Source organism: Paucibacter sp. M5-1 (genome assembly GCF_027498415.2).
GTDB lineage: Bacteria > Pseudomonadota > Gammaproteobacteria > Burkholderiales > Burkholderiaceae_C > Roseateles_E.
Genome location: NZ_JAPZLM020000001.1, coordinates 490,463 through 508,638, shown reverse-complemented (window position 1 = coordinate 508,638; position 18,176 = coordinate 490,463). Strand labels below are relative to the sequence as shown.

General features: G+C 66.8%; 16 protein-coding genes. 2 read left to right on the top strand and 14 right to left on the bottom strand.

Annotated features, from left to right (window positions below; translation table 11 throughout):
* From O5M90_RS02315 to scpA, 6 genes are read right to left on the bottom strand one after another with little or no spacing between them, the layout of a single operon-like run.
* Nucleotides 1-465: a VOC family protein gene (locus O5M90_RS02315; protein WP_269841586.1), complete on the bottom strand. Its 465-nt coding sequence runs from the start codon at nt 463-465 to the stop codon at nt 1-3.
* On the bottom strand, nt 465-2,510 hold the full coding sequence (gene accC, locus O5M90_RS02310; RefSeq protein WP_269841587.1) for an acetyl-CoA carboxylase biotin carboxylase subunit: 2,046 nt from the start codon (nt 2,508-2,510) through the stop codon (nt 465-467). The genes O5M90_RS02315 and accC overlap by 1 nt, the downstream gene beginning before the upstream one ends.
* Before the next feature lie 20 nt (nt 2,511-2,530).
* On the bottom strand, nt 2,531-4,063 hold the full coding sequence (locus O5M90_RS02305) for an acyl-CoA carboxylase subunit beta (RefSeq protein WP_137940582.1): 1,533 nt from the start codon (nt 4,061-4,063) through the stop codon (nt 2,531-2,533).
* Nucleotides 4,056-5,069: a methylmalonyl Co-A mutase-associated GTPase MeaB gene (meaB, locus tag O5M90_RS02300; RefSeq protein ID WP_269841588.1), complete on the bottom strand. Its 1,014-nt coding sequence runs from the start codon at nt 5,067-5,069 to the stop codon at nt 4,056-4,058. The genes O5M90_RS02305 and meaB overlap by 8 nt, the downstream gene beginning before the upstream one ends.
* Nucleotides 5,066-5,509: a GNAT family N-acetyltransferase gene (locus O5M90_RS02295; RefSeq protein WP_269841589.1), complete on the bottom strand. Its 444-nt coding sequence runs from the start codon at nt 5,507-5,509 to the stop codon at nt 5,066-5,068. Before O5M90_RS02295 ends, meaB begins: the two co-directional genes overlap by 4 nt.
* Entirely contained in the window at nt 5,509-7,677 is a 2,169-nt protein-coding gene (scpA, locus tag O5M90_RS02290) for a methylmalonyl-CoA mutase (protein WP_269841590.1), read from the bottom strand. The genes O5M90_RS02295 and scpA overlap by 1 nt, the downstream gene beginning before the upstream one ends.
* Nucleotides 7,678-7,760: 83 nt before the next feature.
* On the opposite strand from scpA, the gene O5M90_RS02285 reads away from it, so the two are divergent.
* The gene (locus tag O5M90_RS02285; protein WP_262972960.1) at nt 7,761-8,408 is read left to right on the top strand and encodes a GntR family transcriptional regulator; all 648 of its coding nucleotides are present in this window, start codon (nt 7,761-7,763) and stop codon (nt 8,406-8,408) included.
* Nucleotides 8,409-8,413: 5 nt separating this feature from the next.
* On the opposite strand, the gene O5M90_RS02280 is transcribed toward O5M90_RS02285, so the two are convergent.
* From O5M90_RS02280 to O5M90_RS02250, 7 genes are all read right to left on the bottom strand, one after another.
* Nucleotides 8,414-9,145, bottom strand: coding sequence for a substrate-binding periplasmic protein (locus O5M90_RS02280; protein ID WP_440401795.1), 732 nt, complete (start codon nt 9,143-9,145; stop codon nt 8,414-8,416).
* 42 nt (nt 9,146-9,187) lie between these two features.
* On the bottom strand, nt 9,188-9,886 hold the full coding sequence (locus O5M90_RS02275; protein WP_440401794.1) for an RES family NAD+ phosphorylase: 699 nt from the start codon (nt 9,884-9,886) through the stop codon (nt 9,188-9,190).
* Nucleotides 9,883-10,305, bottom strand: a complete 423-nt coding sequence (locus O5M90_RS02270; protein WP_137940589.1) for an MbcA/ParS/Xre antitoxin family protein — start codon at nt 10,303-10,305, stop codon at nt 9,883-9,885. Before O5M90_RS02270 ends, O5M90_RS02275 begins: the two co-directional genes overlap by 4 nt.
* An 81-nt stretch (nt 10,306-10,386) precedes the next feature.
* Entirely contained in the window at nt 10,387-11,403 is a 1,017-nt protein-coding gene (locus O5M90_RS02265; protein WP_137940590.1) for a TRAP transporter substrate-binding protein, read from the bottom strand.
* 40 nt (nt 11,404-11,443) lie between these two features.
* On the bottom strand, nt 11,444-12,736 hold the full coding sequence (locus tag O5M90_RS02260) for a TRAP transporter large permease (RefSeq protein WP_137940591.1): 1,293 nt from the start codon (nt 12,734-12,736) through the stop codon (nt 11,444-11,446).
* A 5-nt stretch (nt 12,737-12,741) separates the two neighbouring features.
* Nucleotides 12,742-13,257: a TRAP transporter small permease subunit gene (locus O5M90_RS02255; protein WP_171018069.1), complete on the bottom strand. Its 516-nt coding sequence runs from the start codon at nt 13,255-13,257 to the stop codon at nt 12,742-12,744.
* Nucleotides 13,254-13,754, bottom strand: a complete 501-nt coding sequence (locus O5M90_RS02250) for a gluconokinase (RefSeq protein ID WP_262972964.1) — start codon at nt 13,752-13,754, stop codon at nt 13,254-13,256. Before O5M90_RS02250 ends, O5M90_RS02255 begins: the two co-directional genes overlap by 4 nt.
* Nucleotides 13,755-13,923: 169 nt before the next feature.
* On the opposite strand from O5M90_RS02250, the gene O5M90_RS02245 reads away from it, so the two are divergent.
* Nucleotides 13,924-14,964 (top strand): LacI family DNA-binding transcriptional regulator, encoded by a 1,041-nt coding sequence (locus O5M90_RS02245; protein ID WP_269841593.1) that lies wholly within the window; start codon nt 13,924-13,926, stop codon nt 14,962-14,964.
* 6 nt (nt 14,965-14,970) lie between these two features.
* Here O5M90_RS02245 and O5M90_RS02240 read toward each other — a convergent pair whose 3' ends face one another.
* Nucleotides 14,971-18,171: an efflux RND transporter permease subunit gene (locus O5M90_RS02240; RefSeq protein ID WP_269841594.1), complete on the bottom strand. Its 3,201-nt coding sequence runs from the start codon at nt 18,169-18,171 to the stop codon at nt 14,971-14,973.
* Nucleotides 18,172-18,176: the final 5 nt, after the last annotated feature.

The following is an 18,176-nucleotide window of genomic DNA, read 5'->3' as shown; positions in this document are numbered from 1 at the left end:
TTAAGCCAGCGCCGCGATCACCTCGGCCGGCGCCTGCACCAGCTCGATCAGCACGCCCTCCCCGCCAATCGGGAACTCGGCGCTGCTCTTCGGGTGGATGAAGCAGATATCAAAGCCGGCCGCGCCCTTGCGGATGCCGCCCGGAGCGAAGCGCACGCCGTTGGCCGTCATCCACTCGACGGCTTTGGCCAGATCATCGACCCACAGGCCCACATGGTTCAGCGGCGTGGTGTGGACGGCCGGTTTCTTGTCGGGGTCCAGCGGCTGCATCAGATCGACCTCGACCCTGTGCGGGCCGTTGCCGATCGCGCAGATGTCCTCGTCGACGTTCTCGCGCTCGGAGACAAAGTTGCCGGTGACCGTCAGGCCCAGCACATCGACCCAGAGCTTGCGCAGCGCGGACTTGTCGGGGCCGCCGATGGCAATCTGCTGGATGCCGAGGATCTTGTAGGGTTTCTTGTCCATTATTCGAACCTCAAAATCGGCTGATCGACCGACAGGCTTTCACCGGTCTTGGCCAGCACCTCGGCGATCCTGACATCGCGCTCGGCGATCAGGATGTTCTCCATCTTCATCGCCTCGATCACCGCCAGGCGCTCGCCGGCCTGCACGGTCTGGCCGGGCTCGGCGGCGATCTGAACCAACAGGCCCGGCATCGGCGAGAGCAGGAACTTGCTGGTGTCGGGCGGGGCCTTGTAAGGCATCAGCGCCTGCAGCTCGGCGGCGCGCGGCGACAGCACGCTGACCTCGATGGCCAGGCCGTTGTGCTGGATGCGGTAGGCCAGCGGATTCTTGGCCGTGCCGCGCTCGGCCTGGGCCGTGAAGGGCCGGCCGTTGACGGTGCCGGCGATGCGGATGTCGTTCAGGCGCGAGGTGCTGACGATGCGGTAGCTGCGGTCGCCGACCCGCACATGGGCCTCGCCCAGATGGCCGACGAACTCGTCGATATGCAGCGCATGGCGCTGATGCCGGCCGCCGCCCTCGTTGACCAGGGCCATATAGTCATGCTCGATCTTCACCTCATGGCCGGGCAGCTGGCCGGTGATGCCGGCCTCGCGCTCGCGCGCCTTGCGGCGGATGAAGCCGGCCAGCGCGACCAGAAAGCCCGGATCCTCATGCACCACATCCTCGGCCTTGAAGCCGCCGCCGTAGTGCTGGGCGATGAAGCCGGTGTTGAAATTGCCGCTGCCGAAATCGGGGTGGGCCAGCAGGGCCGACTGGAAGGGGATGTTGCTGCTAATGCCGCGGATCACAAAGCCGTTCAGGGCCTCGCGCATCTTCGCGATGGCCTCGGCGCGGTCCTTGCCGTGCACGATCAGCTTGGCAATCATCGAGTCATAGAACATCGGGATCTCGCCGCCCTCGTAGACGCCGGTGTCCACCCGCACGCCGAAGCGTTCGGGCGCCGCCTGCTCCATGCTGGTCTCGGGCGGCTGGTATTTCACCAGGCGGCCGGTCGAAGGCAGGAAGTTGCGGAAGGGATCCTCGGCATTGATGCGGCACTCGATGGCCCAGCCCTCGCGTTTGATCTCGTCCTGCTTGAAGGGCAGCGGCTCGCCAGCGGCCACCCGAATCATCTGCTCGACCAGATCGACACCGGTGATGCATTCGGTCACCGGATGCTCGACCTGCAGACGGGTGTTCATCTCCAGAAAGTAAAAACTCTGGTCCTTGCCGACGACGAACTCGACGGTGCCGGCACTTTGATACTTCACCGCCTTGGCCAGCGCCACGGCCTGCTCGCCCATGGCCTTGCGCGTGGCCTCGGAAATAAAGGGCGACGGCGCCTCCTCGATCACCTTCTGGTGGCGGCGCTGGATCGAGCATTCGCGCTCATGCAGATAGACGACGTGGCCCTGGCTGTCGCCCAGCACCTGGATCTCGATATGGCGCGGCTCCTCGACGAACTTCTCCATGAAGACACGGTCATCGCCGAAGCTGTTGCGGGCCTCGTTGCGGCAGCTGGTGAAACCTTCGAAGCAGTCCTTGTCATTGAAGGCCACGCGCAGGCCCTTGCCGCCGCCGCCGGCGCTGGCCTTGATCATCACCGGGTAGCCGATACCCTTGGCGATCTCGACGGCCGACTCGGCCGACAGGATGGGCTCGTTGTGGCCGGGGATGGTGTTGACCTTCGCCTCCTTGGCCAGCTTCTTCGACGCGATCTTGTCGCCCATCGCGGCAATCGAATAGTGCTTGGGGCCGATGAAGGTGATGCCCTCCTCCTCGACACGGCGCGCGAAGTCCTCGTTCTCGCTGAGGAAGCCGTAGCCGGGATGGATGGCCTGGGCGCCGGTGGCCTTGGCCGCTGCGATGATCTTGTCGGCCACCAGATAGGACTCGCGCGAGGGCGCGGGGCCGAGCAGCACCGCTTCATCGGCCAGCTCGACGTGGCGGGCGTCCTTGTCGGCCTCCGAGTAGACGGCCACCGTCTTGATGCCCAGCTTTTGCGCGGTCTTGATGACGCGGCAGGCGATCTCGCCGCGGTTGGCAATCAGAATCTTCGTGAACATATTCTTGTCTCCTGATGGCCTCAGAGCGGGATATTGCCGTGCTTGCGCCACGGGTTCTCGAGCTTCTTGTCCTTGAGCATGGTCAGCGAGCGGCAGATGCGCTTGCGCGTCTCGTGCGGCTGGATCACGTCGTCGATGAAGCCGCGCGCGCCGGCCACAAAGGGGTTGGCAAAGCGGGCCTTGTACTCCGCTTCCTTGGCCGCCAGCTTCTCGGGGTCGCCCTTGTCCTCGCGGAAAATGATCTCGACCGCGCCCTTGGCACCCATCACCGCGATCTCGGCATTGGGCCAGGCAAAGTTGACGTCGCCGCGCAGATGCTTGGAGCTCATCACATCGTAGGCGCCGCCATAGGCCTTGCGGGTGATCACGGTGACCTTGGGCACCGTGCACTCGGCATAGGCATAGAGCAGCTTGGCGCCGTGCTTGATGATGCCGCCGTATTCCTGGCTGGTGCCGGGCATGAAGCCGGGCACGTCGACAAAAGTGATCACCGGAATGTTGAAGGCGTCGCAGAAGCGCACAAAGCGCGCGGCCTTGATGCTGCTCTTGATGTCCAGGCAGCCGGCCAGCACCAGCGGCTGGTTCGCGACGATGCCTACCGTCTGCCCCTCCATCCGCGCGAAGCCGGTCAGGATGTTCTTCGCATAGTCGGCCTGCAGTTCGAAGAAATCGCCATCGTCGACGACCTTCAGGATCAGCTCCTTCATGTCGTAGGGCTTGTTGGCGTTGTCCGGCACCAGGGTGTCGAGCGAATGGTCCAGGCGCTGGCCGGGATCACCGCTGGGCCGGGTCGGCGCCTTCTCGCGGTTGTTCAGCGGCAGGTAGTTGAAGAAGCGCCGCAGCATCAGGATGGCCTCGACATCGTTGTCGAAGCTCAGATCGGCCACACCGCTCTTGCTGGTGTGGGTGCCGGCGCCGCCCAGTTCCTCGGCCGTCACTTCCTCGTGCGTCACGGTCTTCACCACCTCGGGGCCGGTGACGAACATATAGGACGAGTCCTTCACCATGAAGATGAAGTCCGTCATCGCCGGCGAATAGACCGCGCCGCCCGCGCAGGGGCCCATGATCATGCTGATCTGCGGGATCACGCCCGAGGCCATCACATTGCGCTGGAACACATCGGCATAGCCGCCCAGCGACGCCACGCCTTCCTGGATGCGCGCGCCGCCCGAATCGTTCAGGCCTATCACCGGGGCGCCGACCTTCATCGCCTGGTCCATCACCTTGCAGATCTTCTCGGCATGGGCCTCGGACAGCGCGCCGCCAAAGACCGTGAAGTCCTGGCTGAAGCTGAAGGCCAGGCGGCCGTTGATCATGCCGTAGCCGGTGACGACGCCGTCGCCGGGGATCTTGTTGTCCTGCATGCCGAAGTCGACGCAGCGGTGCTCGACGAACATATCCCATTCCTCGAACGTGCCCTCGTCGAACAGCAGCTCCAGGCGCTCGCGCGCGGTCAGCTTGCCTTTCGCATGCTGGGCGGCGATGCGCTTCTCGCCGCCGCCCTTGCGCGCTTGCTCGCGCTTTTGTTCGAGCATCTGTTGGATGTCATGCATGGTGATCGTCTCCGGAAAACTTGGCTAACAGAATTCTCGCGGCCGTCGAGGCGGCCAGCTTGCCATTCAAGACTTGGGCGGTGGTGTCGGCCAGCGCCGCGCGCACGGCGCTGGCCTGCGCGAACTGCTGGCGCAGCCCCGCCTGGATGCGCTCCCACATCCAGGCCAGCGCCTGCTGGCGGCGCTTCTCGGCCAGCAGGCCCTTGGCGCTCTGCAACTCGCGGTACTCGCTGACCGCCGCCCAGAAGCGGTCCAGCCCCTCGCTCTTCAGCGCGCTGAGCTGCAGCACCTGCGGGTGCCAGGTCCTGACATCGTGATGGGCATGGTCCGGATGGCCGTGCATGCCATACAGGCGCAGGCTGGAGACGATCTGCGCCCGCGCGCGGGTCGCTGCCGCATCGTCCAGATCGGCCTTGTTGATCACGACCAGATCGGCCAGCTCCATCACGCCCTTCTTGATCGCCTGCAGATCGTCGCCAGCATTGGGCAGCTGCAAGAGGCAGTACATATCGGTCATGCCCGCCACCGCCGTCTCGCTCTGGCCGACGCCGACGGTCTCGACGATGACGATGTCGTAACCGGCCGCCTCGCAGACCAGCATGGCCTCGCGGGTCTTCTCGGCCACGCCGCCCAGCGTGCCGCTGCTGGGGCTGGGGCGGATATAGGCGCGCTCGTCCATCGACAGCCGCTCCATGCGGGTCTTGTCGCCGAGGATGGAGCCGCCGGACACGCTGCTCGATGGGTCGACCGTCAGCACCGCGACACGGTGCCCCTGTTCGATCAGCATCAGGCCCAGCGCCTCGATGAAGGTGCTTTTGCCGACGCCGGGCACGCCGGAAATACCCAGGCGGAAGGACTTGCCGGTGTGCGGCAGCAGCTCGGTCAGCAAGGCGTCGGCCTGCGCCCGGTGGTCGCTGCGTGTCGACTCCAGCAGCGTGATGGCCTTGGCGATGGCCCGGCGCTGCGCGGGGCCGGGGCCGGCCAGCAGAGCGGGGGCCCAGCTCATGGCCGGACCTTCCAGCGGTATTCGATTTCCAACTCGTTCTCGCCGACCGGCTCGAAGCCATGGCGTCGGTAGAAGCGGTTGGCATCGCTGAGCTTCAAGGCGCTGAGGGTCACGTCTTGCCCATGCGCTCGTGCCACACTTTTGACCCAGTCCAGCACCCAGGCGCCCGCGCCGCAGCCCTGCGCGCCGGGGCGGATGAACAGTTGCTCCAGATGCAGATGATCGCCGGCCGGCCTCAGCAGCACGAAGCCGATACGTTCGCCCTCGCGCAGGATGGACTGGGTCCGCTGCGGGTCGAACTGGCTGGTGAAGCGATCGCGGCTGCGCTGGAGATCACCCAGACCGAGCCGAGCCAGGCTCTCGCGCATCGCGTCCATGCGCAGCGCAAACAAGGCCTCGAAGTCCTCGGCCGCGATCGACGCCAACGACAGGCTGGCCATCAGGCGGCCACCGCCTGACGGATCTGCTCCAGCACATCCTTGGCGCTGGCCGGGATCGGCGTGCCGGGGCCATAGATGCCCTTGACGCCCGCTTCGTACAGCATGTCGTAGTCCTGCGCCGGGATCACCCCGCCGACGAAGACGATGATGTCGTCGGCGCCCTGGGCCTTCAGCGCCTGCAGGATGGCCGGCACCAGGGTCTTGTGGCCGGCGGCCAGGGTGCTGACGCCCACCGCATGGACATCGTTCTCGATGGCCTGGCGCGCGCACTCCTCCGGGGTCTGGAACAGCGGGCCCATGTCCACGTCGAAGCCCAGGTCGGCATAGGCGGTGGCCACCACCTTGGCGCCGCGGTCATGGCCGTCCTGGCCCAGCTTGGCGATCATCACGCGCGGGCGGCGGCCCTGCGCCTCGGCAAAGGCCTGGATCTCTTCCTGCAGCTTGGCCCAGCCCTCGGCCGAGTCGTAGGCAGCGGCGTAGACGCCGCTGACCTTCTGCGTGTCGGCGCGGTGGCGGCCGAACACCGCTTCCAGCGCATCGGAGATCTCGCCGACGGTGGCGCGCAGCCGGCAGGCCTTGATCGCCAGGTCCAGCAGATTGCCCTGGCCCGAGCGGGCGGCCTCGGTCAGCGCCGCCAGCGCGGCCTGCACGGCGGCCGTGTCGCGCGTGGCCTTGATGGCCTTCAGCCGCTCGATCTGGCCGTCGCGCACCTTGACGTTGTCCACATCCAGGATCTCGATCGGGTCCTGCTTCGCGAGCTTGTACTTGTTGACGCCGACGATCACATCGCGGCCCGAGTCGATGGCCGCCTGCTTCTCGGCCGCGCTGGCCTCGATCTTCAGCTTGGCCCAGCCGCTGTCCACCGCCTTGACCATGCCGCCCATGGCCTCGACCTCCTCGATGATGGACCAGGCCTTGTCGGCCATGTCCTGGGTCAGCTTCTCCATCATGTAGCTGCCGGCCCAGGGGTCGATCACGCTGGTGATATGGGTCTCTTCCTGGATGATCAGCTGCGTGTTGCGGGCGATGCGGGCGCTGAACTCGGTCGGCAGCGCGATCGCCTCGTCCAGCGAGTTGGTGTGCAGCGACTGCGTGCCGCCGAACACCGCCGCCATCGCCTCGATGGTGGTGCGCACGACGTTGTTGTACGGGTCCTGCTCGGTCAGGCTCCAGCCCGAGGTCTGGCAATGGGTGCGCAGCATCAGGCTTTTCGGACTCTTGGCCTCGAAGCCCTTCATGATGCGGCACCACAGCAGGCGCGCGGCCCGCATCTTGGCGATCTCGAGATAGAAGTTCATGCCCACGGCCCAGAAGAAGGACAGGCGCGGCGCGAAGTCGTCGACATCCATGCCCTTGGCCAGCGCGGTCTTCACATACTCCTTGCCGTCGGCCAAGGTGAAGGCCAGTTCCAGCGCCTGGTTGGCGCCGGCCTCCTGCATGTGATAGCCGCTGATGCTGATCGAGTTGAACTTGGGCATGTGGGCCGCCGTGTACTCGATGATGTCGCCGATGATCTTCATCGACGGCTCGGGCGGGTAGATATAGGTGTTGCGGACCATGAACTCCTTGAGGATGTCGTTCTGGATGGTGCCGCTTAAGCAGTCCTGCGAGACGCCCTGCTCCTCGGCCGCCACCACATAGCCGGCCAGCACCGGCAGTACCGCGCCGTTCATCGTCATCGACACCGAGACCTTGTCCAGCGGGATGCCGTCGAACAGGATCTTCATGTCCTCGACCGAATCGATCGCCACGCCGGCCTTGCCGACATCGCCGGTCACGCGAGGGTGGTCGCTGTCATAGCCGCGGTGGGTGGCCAGATCGAAGGCCACCGACACGCCCTGCCCGCCGGCGGCCAGGGCCTTGCGGTAGAAGGCATTGCTCTCTTCGGCGGTCGAGAAACCGGCGTACTGGCGGATGGTCCAGGGCCGCACCGCATACATGGTGGCCTGCGGGCCGCGCAGAAAGGGCTCGAAACCGGGCAAGGTGTCGGCATAGGGCAGCCCGGCCGTGTCCGCCGCGGTGTACAGGGGCTTGACCGTCAGCCCCTCGGGCGTGATCCAGTTCAGTGCCTCGACATTGCCGCCCGGCGCCGACTTGGCGGCGGCCTTGTGCCATTGCGCCAGGCTGGCGGCGGCGAACTCGGACGGGGTGGGACGGGATTCAGACATTGACGGCTCCTGCGAACGCGGCATCATAGCGCTCTCGTTATTCATAATTATAAATTCGGAACTGACTAGAATCTGATGCCACGATGACTACCACCACCCTGCTCGCCCCCCGCGCCCTCTACCAGGAGGTGGCCGAGCGCCTGCGCCTGCAGATCTTCGGCCGCGAGCTGGAGCCCGGCGCCTGGATCGACGAGCTGAAGCTCTGCAGCGAGATGGGCATCAGCCGCACGCCGCTGCGCGAAGCGCTGAAGGTGCTGGCGGCCGAGGGCTTGGTGACGATGAAGGTGCGGCGCGGCGCCTATGTGACCGAGATGAGCGAGCGCGATGTGCGCGAGGCCTATCAGTTGCTGGCCTTGCTGGAGAGCGATGCGGCGGCGCGGGTCGCCGAGAGTGCCGCGCCGGCCGAGCTCGACGAGCTGCAGGCCCTGCACGAGCTGCTGGAACGCCAGGTCGGTCAGCGCGATGCCTTCTTCGCCGCCAACGAGCGCTTTCATCTGCGCCTGCTGGAGATTGAGGGCAATCGCTGGCGCCAGCAGATCGTCACCGATCTGCGCCGCGTGATGAAGCTCAACCGGCATCACTCGCTGTTCAAGCAAGGCCGCCTGAACGAGTCGCTGGCCGAGCACCGGGCGCTGGTGGCCGCCATCGTCCGGCGCGATGCGGCGGCGGCGGCCCAGCTGATGCGCCGGCATTTCGAGAACGGGCTCAGCGCGGCGCGGCCGCAGGCCTGAGCCGATCAGCCGGGCGGGCTGTCATCGGGCAGCCAGCGCTTGTAGATGGTCTGGAAGCTGCCGTCGCGCTTCATCCGGTCGAGCTGCTGCTGCCAGGCCTTGATCACCGCATCGGGCGTCCCGCGCGAGAAGGCGATATAGCCCTCGGCGCTGGCATAGCTGTAGACGATCTCCAGCGCATCCTCGGCCAGCCCGGCCTGGGCCAGGGTCTCTGGCATCGAGATGCGCTCGGTCGCAAACAGCGGCGCGCGGCGGGCCAGCAGCATGCGTATGCCCTGGGTCGGATCGCTGACTCTGACCAGATTCCTGAAACCCTGGGCGCTCAGATGCTCGCTGACATACCAGTCGCGCACGACCAGCACGCCTTCGGCCTTCTTCGCGTCATCGAGGCTGCGCAAGCGCACACCGCCGCCGGCCGGCGCATAGAGAGCGCTGTAGAACAGGACGATGGGGCCGACCCATTTGAACTGGCGCTCGCGCTCGGGCGTGCGCGCCATTGCGAACAGCGAGGCCGGCGCCTGCCCCTGCAGATCGCGGAAGGCGCGCGCCCAGGGCATGAACTCGATGGCCTGCTGCTGCCCCAGGCGGCGCTGGATCTCGCGCACCATGTCCACCGCCAGTCCCCGGGCCTCGCCATCCTGGCTGAAGTTGATCGGCGGGAACTCCTCGCTCATCAGCCGCAGCGCCGGGGTCTGGGCATGGGCAACTCCCAGCAGCAGCGCCATGATCAAACCCATATATCGGCTGAGATACGCCATTGCGCTGACTCCAGAACTTGGCTAGAGCCGATGCAGATCCGACTTCAGATACCACTCGGCCATGCGCTCGCCATTCCAGCGCAGTGTCACATGTTCGGCCTGGCGGGCCGGCGGCAGGGTCGCGCGCGGCGTGAACAGCGCCACGCACTGGCCGCCGGCATGGCGCACGCTGTCATAGGCGATGCCGGCCAGGCCTTGCTCACGCTGGCGGCGGCCGAAGGCCTGCGACGCGATATAGCTGTCGGGGTCATGCAGCGCGGCGCTGTCGGCGCGGCGGCCGTCGCGCAGCTCGACCAGGGCCGCGCTGATGGTCACACGGTAGCAGCGCAGATCCAGATCGATGGGCGGTTCCTGCGTACGCTGCAGAAAGCACGAGCGGTGGTGGCTGACTTCGGCCACCGCCGTCTCCAGCTGGGCGGCCGCGTAATAGACGCCGTAGCTGCCGTCACTGAAGCGCGAGCCTTCGGGGTTCAGATGGGTGAAGGCCGCCATGATGGGGCTGCACCCGGGGCCGCTGATGCGCTGCTCGGCTGGCACCAGGCTCAGCTCGCCGACGGCATCGCGCAGCCTGGGGTTGCCCAGCGCCTCGATCGCGAACACCACCTCCAGATCGGCCGGGTCGGCCACCGCGTCGAACAGCAGCACCGGCGGGAAACGGCTGGGTATCAGCCGGCAGCTGTCGGGCCACAGCAGCTGGACCAAACCTTGCCCGCCGCTCAAGACCAGCCACCGCGCTGGGCATCCAGATACTGGCGCACGACGAAGAGATCGGCCACCTGCCCGCCCAGCATGCGCTCCAGCGCCGAGCGGCCACCGAACAGCGCGGCGCTATTGGGTTTCTTGATCCAGGCATCGGCACGCTCGGGGACCGGCAGCAGAATCTGCAACGCGGCATAGATGCCGAACAGATGGGACAGGCGCTCCAGGGTCGCGCCGTCCAGTCCGGTCTTGATGCGGCCGGCCTTCCAGTCGTAGAAACTGGTGCGGCCGCAGCCCAAGAGGCGCTGCTGCTCTTCGTTGCTCAGGCCCCAGGCCTTGGCGATATTGAAGAAGCTGCGCAGCGCCGCCGCCGCAGCGGCCGGCGAATGCAGATCGGGCGCGGTGGGTGCCGCTTCGCGGCTCGGGAGACTGAGGGCCATGACACACCTTGTGCGGGATTGCCTGGCCCTCAGTGTAAGTTCAATTGTGAACTAAAGTCAAACTTTAGTCCGAAACAGAACTTACTTGCCGCCGCGGATCTTGGCCAGCTCGGCCTGGGTCTCGTTCCACAACTCCATGCCCACCTGGGTGGCGATGCCGGCATTGACCTTGGTCAGCTTGTCGCGCATGCGGCCGCTCTCGGCCGGGCTCAGCTCGGTGACCTGCATGCCCTTGGCCTTCAGATCGGCCAGGGCCTTGGCGGCCTCGGCACGGGTGTCCTTGCGCTCGAAGTCGCGGCTGATCACGGCGGCCTTCTGCAGCACGGCGCGCTCATCCTTGGACAGGCCGTCCCAGTACTTCTTGCTGACCAGCACGATCCACGGCGCGTAGACGTGGTTGGTCACCGTCAGGTACTTCTGCACCTCGTAGAACTTGGCCGACAAGATGGTGTTGTAGGGGTTCTCCTGGCCATCGACCGCCTTGGTCTCCAGCGCGGTGAACAGCTCGGAGTACGGCAGCGGCACGGCATTGGCGCCCAGGGTCTTGAAGCTGTCCAGGTAGACGTTGTTCTGCATCACGCGCAGCTTGATGCCGTCCAGGTCTTCCAGCTTGGCGACCGGCTTCTTGTTATTGGTCAGGTTGCGGAAGCCGTTTTCCCAATAGACCAGACCGACCAGGCCTTTCTCCTCGAGCTTGGCCATCACCTTCTGGCCGATCGGGCCGTCCAGCAGCGCATCGGCCTCCTTGGTGTTGTTGATCAGGAAAGGCGTGTCCCACAGCGCCATTTCCTTGGTGATGCCCACCAGCGTGGCGGTCGAGCCGACCATCATTTCCTGCGCGCCGCCGATCAAGGCCTGCTGCATCTGCGTATCGGGCCCCAAGGCCGCGCCGCCGATGGCGCGCAGCTTCATCTTGCCGCCGGACAGCTTCTCGACGTTCTCGGCCAGCACCTTGGCGGCGCGGCCCTGGTTGCTGGCCTCGGCCAGGCCGTAGCCGAAACGGATCAGGCGCGGCTTGATGTCCTGGGCCTGGGCCAGCGGGGCGAGGCAGGCCAGCGCAACGGCGGCCAGCAGGGTACGGCGAAGGGTGTTTTTCACGGAAGTCTCCTTATGGATGATCAATCAATCTATCTATCAATCAGCGCATCCACGCCACCGGCGCGATCACGATCTGGGGGAACAACACAAACAGGATCAGGATCAGGGTGTAGGTGATCAGGAAGGGGTTCACGCCCTTGATCACCTGGTGCATCGACAGCCGCCCGACGCCGGCCACCACATTGAGCACCGTGCCCACCGGCGGCGTGATCAGGCCGATCGCGCCGTTGAGTACAAACATCAGGCCGAAATACACCGGGTCGATGCCGGCCTTGACCGCGATCGGCAGCATCACCGGCGCGAAGATCAGGATGGTGGGCGTCAGGTCCAGCGCGGTGCCGATGACCACCAGCGTGATCATCATCACGGCCATCAGCAGGCGCGGCGACTCGATCAGCCCGCCCAGCCAGCCGCTCAAGGTGCCCGGCAGATCGGCCAGGGTGATCATGTAGCTGGCCACCTGGGCGCCGGCGCACAGGAACATCACGATGGCCGTGGTCTTGGCGGCGCGCACCAGCACCTGGTGCAACTCGCCCATGCTGAGCTCGCGATGAATGAAGAAGGCGATCACCAGCGCATAGAAGGCCGCCACCACGGCGGCTTCGGTGGGTGTGAACACACCGGTCTTCATGCCGCCAATGATGATGACGGGCATCAGGATGGCCCAGAAGGCCTTGGCCGTCGCGCGCAGGCGCTCGACCATCGGCAGCGCGACGCCGCCGGGCAGGTCGATCTTGCGCAGCTGCAGCTTCCAGGCCACCAGCAGGCCCGCGCCCATGATCAGCCCCGGCACGATGCCCGACAAAAAGAGCTGGGAGATCGAGGTATTGGTCGTCACGCCATAGATCACAAAGGGCATGGACGGCGGGATGATGGGCGCGATGATGCCGCCCGAGGCGATCAGGCCGGCCGAGGTGTGCATCGGGTAGCCATGAGCCCGCATCATCGGCAGCAGGATGGTGGCCAGCGCCGCAGTGTCGGCCAGCGCCGAGCCGCTCATGCTGGCCATCAGCACCGAGGCGCCAATCGCGACAAAGCCCAGGCCGCCGCGGATATGGCCAACCCAGGCCTGCGCCATCGTGATGATGCGCCGGCTGATGCCGCCGGCATTCATCAGCTCGCCGGCCAGGATGAAGAAGGGCACGGCCAGCAGCGGGAAGCTGTCGATGCCGGCTACCAGGTTCTGCGCCAGCAGCTGGGTGTCCCAGAAGTCCAGCGCCCAGGCCATGCCGGCACCGGTCAGCACCAGCGCAAAAGCCATCGGCATGCCGATGCCCATCAGCACCAGCATGCCGGCAGAGAAAACCACAAAGGCGAGTGCCTCGTTGCTCATGACACTCACTCCACGTCAGCACCATGGCCCAGATCCAGCGGGCTGCCACGCAGCAGCTGGACCAGGGCCATCAGACCAATGAAAACCGCGCTCAGCAGCCCGGGCAGCGGCAGCAGGGCCGTCGGATAGCCCATCACCACCGAGTGGCTGTCCATGCCGACCACCACCTGCTGCCAGGCCCCCCAGCCCAGCAGCACGCAAGCCAGCACGACGGCCGCACGTATCAGCGCCGCCATCAGCTTCAGCGCCAGCGGCCGCTTGCGCAGCGGCAGCAGCAGGCTGGTGAAGGCCATGTGCTCGCCGCGCGGATAGGCGGCCGTCGCGCCGATGAAGACCATCCAGACAAAGAGCAGGCGCGACAGCTCCTCGCTGGCAGCGATGCCGCTGCCGAAACCGTAGCGCAGCACGACGTTGACAAAGACCGCGATGGCCATCACGGCCAGGCAGGCGGCCATCAGGCCGTCGCTGAGGCGCTGCCACAGCGGCAGCGGCCGGGTCTCGGGGGTCGGCGACTCGCTCATGCGCCCTCTCCTTGCAGCCAGGCCAGGGCCTCGCTGAGTTGTTGCTCGGGTGCGGCGGCAGCCGCGACGCGCAGCACGCCGGCCTCGCCCAGCGGCGACTCCAGCGCGGCGAACTGGCTGTCCACCAGGCTGGCCGGAAACAGATGCTCGGCCGCACGCGCCGCCACGCGCTGCAGCGACAGCTCGCGGCTGATGTCCAGGAACACGAAGCGCAGCCCCGGCACCGCCGCACGCAGGCGTTCGCGATAGCTCAGTTTCAACGCCGAGCAGGCCAGCACCGCGCCGCCGCTCTGGGCCGCCAACTCGCGACCCAGCAGGTCCAGCCAGCCCTCGCGGTCGGCATCGGTCAGCGCAATGCCGGCGCGCATCTTGGCCACCGAGGCCGGCGAATGATGGGCATCGCCCTCGATATAGGCCCAGCCCCGGGCGGCAGCGATGGCTTGGCCCAGGCTGGACTTGCCGCAACCGGCCACCCCCATCACGACTGCTTTTGACATTGGATAGCGCTATCCCACTGCATCAAACAAAAGGTGGCAGCGTCGGCGCTGACCACCACGAATTCCTTCAACCGGCGCGGATTTCGGGTATGCACGAAGCCTGCGAAGGTTTGGATAGCGCTATCCTACGCCCGAGTTCATCGCACCGTATCAGGGATAACACGCACCCATGTCAGGCACAACGCCCCCCAACAAGGCACGCCGGCGCCGCTCCAGCGGCCGCGCCACGCTGCAGGATGTGGCCCAGGCGGCCGGCGTCAGCCCCATCACCGTGTCGCGCGCGCTGCGTGGCGAACGCGCCGTCGCGCCGGAGCTGGTGGCCCGGGTGCAGGCGGCGGCGGCGCAGCTGGGCTATGTGCCCGACCCGGCCGCCCGTGCGCTGGCTTCCAGCCGCAGCTCCCAGGTCGCGGTGCTGATTCCGCTGCTCAGCAATGCCTTGTTCGTCGATCTGCTGGACGCCGCGCAGCGCGCCCTGCTCGCGGCCGGCTACCAGACCCTGATCGGCGTCACCCATTACGAGCCGAGCGAAGAGGAAGCCCTGCTGCGCAGCTATCTGCTGCATAGGCCGGCCGGCCTGATCGTGACCGGCTTCGACCGCACCGACGAGGCGCGTCGCCTGATCGAGGGCAGCGGCGTGCCCTGCGTGCATGTGATGGAGACGGTGGCGGCGGCCGGCACCTACAGCGTCGGCTTCTCGCAGGCCGATGCCGGCCGGGCCATGACCGAGGCCTTGCTGGCGCGCGGACGGCGCCAGATAGCGTTTGCCGCCGCCCAGCTCGACCCGCGCACGCTGCAGCGCAGCGAGGGCTATCGGCGCGCGCTGCAGGCGGCCGGCCGCTACCGGCCGGAGCTGGAATTTCTGAACCCGGAGCGCTCCTCGCTGGCGCTGGGCGGCGCGCTGCTGGAGCAGGTCTTGCGCGAGGCCCCCGAGGTCGACGCGATCTTCTTCAACAACGACGACCTGGCCCAGGGCGCCCTGCTGGCCGCGCTGCGCCTGGGCATCCAGGTGCCCGAGCGCCTCGCGGTGGCCGGTTTCAATGACCTGACCGGCAGCGAGCAGATGCTGCCGCCGCTGTCCACCGTGCGCACCCCGCGCAGCGAGATCGGCGCCGAAGCGGCGGCCATGCTGATCAAGCTGATGCGCGGCGAGGCGGTGGCCGCGCCGCAACTGGACCTGGGCTACCAGGTGCTGCTGCGCGGCAGCTGCTGACGCGCCCTACTCGGCCGGTACCACCTGCGCCGCAGGCTCGGCCACATCGGCTGGCTTGGGCTTGCGATCCCGCACCAGATACGAGTACAGCACCGGCACCACCACCAGGGTCAAGAGGGTCGAGGTGATGACGCCGCCGATGATGGCCCGGCCCATCGGTGCCTGGATCTCGCCACCGTCGTTCAGCGCGATGGCCATCGGCAGCATGCCGAACACCATCGCGGCGGTCGTCATGATGATGGGCCGCATCCGTATCAGGCCGGCCTGCAGCAAGGCCTCGGCCACCGTGGCGCCGGCCTTGCGCGCATGGTTGGCGAAGTCCACCAGCAGGATGGCGTTCTTGGTCACCAGGCCCATCAGCATCACCAGACCGATCATCGAGAACACGTTCAGCGTGGTGTTGGTCAGCAGCAGGGCCAGCATCACACCGATCAGCGACAGCGGCAGCGAGGCCATGATGGCGATGGGCTGCACAAAGCTGCCGAACTGGCTGGCCAGCACGATGTAGATGAAGATCACCGCCAGCGCCATCGCGCCCATCAGGCCGCCAAAGGCCTCGGCCTGCTCCTTGCCGGCGCCATCCACCATAAAGCTGGTGCCCGGCGGCAGCTGGGTCTGCTTCAGCAGCTTCTGCACATCGGCATTGACATCGCCCGAGGGCCGGCCCTGCACGCCGGCATAGACGGCCTCGCGGCGCTGCAGGTTCTGGCGTCGAATCACCTCGGGGTTGAAGACCTGCTCGATATCGGCCACCTGGTCCAGCGCGATCGGCGAGCCGTCGCGGGCAAAGGCCACCGGCAGCTTGGCCATCTGCTCGACCCGCTCGCGCTGCTCGCGCGGCAGACGCAGCAGCACCTCGACCTGGTTGCCGTCCGGCGTGCTCCAGTGGGTCGCGACATCGCCGTTGACATAGGCGCGCAGCGAGGCCGCAACCTGGGGCGCGGTCAGGCCCAGCTCGCGGATCGCCGAGTCCTTCAGCCGCACCGCGAACGCCGGCAGACCGGGCTTGACCGTGGTCTCGACATCGACCGCGCCGGGCACCTTCTTGATCGCCTCGACCAGGTCCTTGGCCGCCTGGGTCAGCACCTCGGGATCATTGCCGAGGATGGTGATCCAGACCGGGCGCTCGAAACCGACGCTGACCTCGATGCCGGGGATCTTGGCGATGTCGGCGCGGATCGCGTCCTCGATCTCTTTTTGCGTGCGCTGGCGGTCCTTGCGGTCCTTCAGCGTGATGTTCAGCACCGCCTGGTTGCGGCCGGTAGCCATGCCCTCGCCGGTGCTGCCGACCACGGTGGAGACGGTCTTGATGTCTGCATAGCCCATCAGGATCTCCTCGACCTGCTGCACCTTGGCCGAGCCGCGCTCCAGGCTGGTCGCGACCGGCATGCGCAGATTGATCGCGGTGAAGCCCTCGTCGGTCTGCGGAATGAACTCGCTGCCGACCAGCGGCGTCAGGCCCAGCGCCAGCACAAAGCTCAAGACCCCGCCGCCCATCACCAGGCCGCGAGGCGTGATGGTCGCCATGCGCAGGCGGCGCGGCTGGCCGCGGTCGCGCCGGCCCTCGGCATCGAAGGGCCGGGCAAACACCGGCAGCCAGGCGCGGTAGCGCCGCGCCGAGAAGGCCCAGCGGATCAGGCGCTCATAGGCGTCGTGCAGCCAGTCCATGCCGCGGTCGGTGCCGTTGATCAGCTGGCGCAGCACCGGCAGCTTCTTCAGCCGGTTGCTCGGTGGATCGGGCCAGATGCTGGACAGCATCGGGTCGAGCGTGAAGCTGACGAACAGCGACACCAGCACGGCCACCACCACGGTGATGCCGAAGGGATAGAAGAACTTGCCGATGATGCCGCCCATGAAGGCCACCGGCACGAACACCGCGCAAATCGCGAAGGTGGTCGCCATCACGGCCAGGCCGATCTCGTTGGTACCGTCCTCGGCCGCGCGGTGGTGGTCCTTGCCCATGCCGACATGGCGCACGATGTTCTCGCGCACCACGATGGCATCATCGATCAGCAAGCCGATGCACAGGCTCAGCGCCATCATCGTCATGAAGTTCAAGGTGAAACCGAAGGCGTGGACCGCGATGAAGCTGGAGATCACCGCAATCGGCAGCGTCAGGCCGGTGATGATGGTCGAGCGCCAGCTGTGCAGGAACAGGAAGACGATGGCCACGGTCAAGAGCGCGCCCTCGATCAGCGTGTGCTGCAAGCCCTTCAGCGAGCCCTTGACGAAGTCGCTGCTGGCGTAGATCAGGCTCAGCTCCACATCCTTGGGCAGGGTCTTGCGCAGCTCCTCGGCCGCCTCCTTCACCGCATCGCCGGTCTTGACGATATTGGCGTCCTGCTGCTTGAAGACATTGAAGCTGACCGCCGGCACGCCGTTGATGCGGGCCACGCTGTCGGGCTCGCGCTCGCGCTCGACCAGGGTGCCGAGATCGGCCAGGGTCAGCACCAGCGAGCCGCGGCGCGCCACGACAATCTGCGCGAACTGCTTCGGGTCCTTGACCCGGCCCTCGACGCGCAGGATGGCGTCCGATCGGCCGTCCGACAGCAGGCCCACCGGCTGGTCGGTATTGGCCTCGGCCAGGGCCTTGGCGATTTCGGCCGGCGTCACGCCATAAGCGCGCAGGCGCAGCGGATCCAGATCGATGCGCACCTCGCGCGACACCAGGCCGCCGACATCGACCTTGGCCACGCCCTCGACCCGGCCCAGGCGCTTGGCCACGGTCAGCTCGCCCAGCATCGACAGCTCGCGCGCCGGCCGGGTCTTGCTCATCAGCGCCAGCACCACCACCGGCTCGGCGTTCTCGCCCTGGAAGCGCGAGACCGCCGGCGGCTTCACATCCTCGGGAAACACCGCCTGGGCCAGCGCGACGCGGTCACGCAGGTCCTGCATGGCCCGGCTCATATCGGTGTCGAGCGTGAACTCGGCACTGAGCTGGGCCCGGCCCTCGAAGCTGCGCGACTGGATGCGCTTGACGCCGGCAATCGTGTTGATCGTCTCCTCCAGCGGCTTGGCGACCTCGCGCTCCACCGCCTCGGGGCTGGCGCCGGGATAGCGCACATCGATCCAGGCGCCCGGCAGGCTGATGTCGGGCGTCTGCTCGACGCCCAGCTTGGCATAGGAAAACAGGCCCAGCACGCACAGGGCCACCATCACCATGGTCGCAAAGACCGGGTTCTGGATCGAGATTCGGGTCATCCACATGGCCG